The sequence below is a fragment of the Mesorhizobium sp. M7A.F.Ca.US.006.04.2.1 genome, assembly GCF_004022915.1.
In the GTDB taxonomy this organism is placed as follows: Bacteria; Pseudomonadota; Alphaproteobacteria; order Rhizobiales; family Rhizobiaceae; genus Mesorhizobium; species Mesorhizobium ciceri.
Genome location: NZ_RZQA01001434.1, coordinates 1 through 848, shown reverse-complemented (window position 1 = coordinate 848; position 848 = coordinate 1). Strand labels below are relative to the sequence as shown.

Here is an 848-nt window from a genome sequence, read left to right as displayed (position 1 = left end):
GTCCAAGGTTGCATCCCAACAAAAAAGCCCGCCACCTTTCGGCGGCGGGCAGTCTCACAGGGGGAAAACACACTGAACGGGAACAGTGCCCCCTTCGAAGCTCGTTGATGCGAGAATGTTCCAGCGCGTCCGCCAGAATAGTTGAAAGCTCACATGGGAGATCGCATGCTCTATGGGATGCGATTTTCAAACTGGCCACACAAACTGGCTATGGTCGCCTCTGGAACGACGTTCTCTGCCGTACGGCGTTCCTTGAGAGCCCGCCTAGCTGCCCCTTGATCTGACTGTTTCAATCGCTCTTTGTCTGACGACGGTTCCCTCATGGGTCGTCTCTCCAGGCTCGGCTCCGTCCCCAACCATCTCCGCCAGCCGGCTGAGGAAGTCCACCAAAGCAGCTTGCGGCTCGTCGATTTCGCCGACGACGACCGAAATGCCCCAACGTCCAAGCACGGCCTCCTCCACAGGGTTTCGGCTGGTCATGAAGATGAACGACGGCGGGCGATCTTTCTCATAGCCGGACCGATGCCACGTCTGCCAGAGACGGTGCAGCAACAACCGAATGTTTGGGTCGGAAAGGCTATAGCCAATGAAGAGGATCGTGCTGCCGAGTGCATCCGAGCGAAAACGCACGTCCAGCGGAGAATTGAAGGAGAGACGATCAAGGTAGTCCGTTTCGGTGAGGACGAGGGAAGAATCCTCGTCGAAATCACCATGGAATTTGACGATGTGGGTAACGCCTTGGCGGGCCTGCGCTACATCGCGTGCATTGGCCACTTTCACGTAGTCCCGACCGTATATTTCATAAGCCAGTTCCAGGTTACGGTCATAATTGGTTGTGTATATGACAG

Annotated in this window: 1 protein-coding gene; it reads right to left on the bottom strand. The window is 56.1% G+C overall.

Annotated features, from left to right (window positions below):
• Nucleotides 1-264: 264 nt before the first annotated feature.
• A partial coding sequence (locus tag EN925_RS37855) for an SIR2 family protein (RefSeq protein ID WP_206633183.1) occupies nt 265-848 on the bottom strand: 584 nt, incomplete at its 5' end.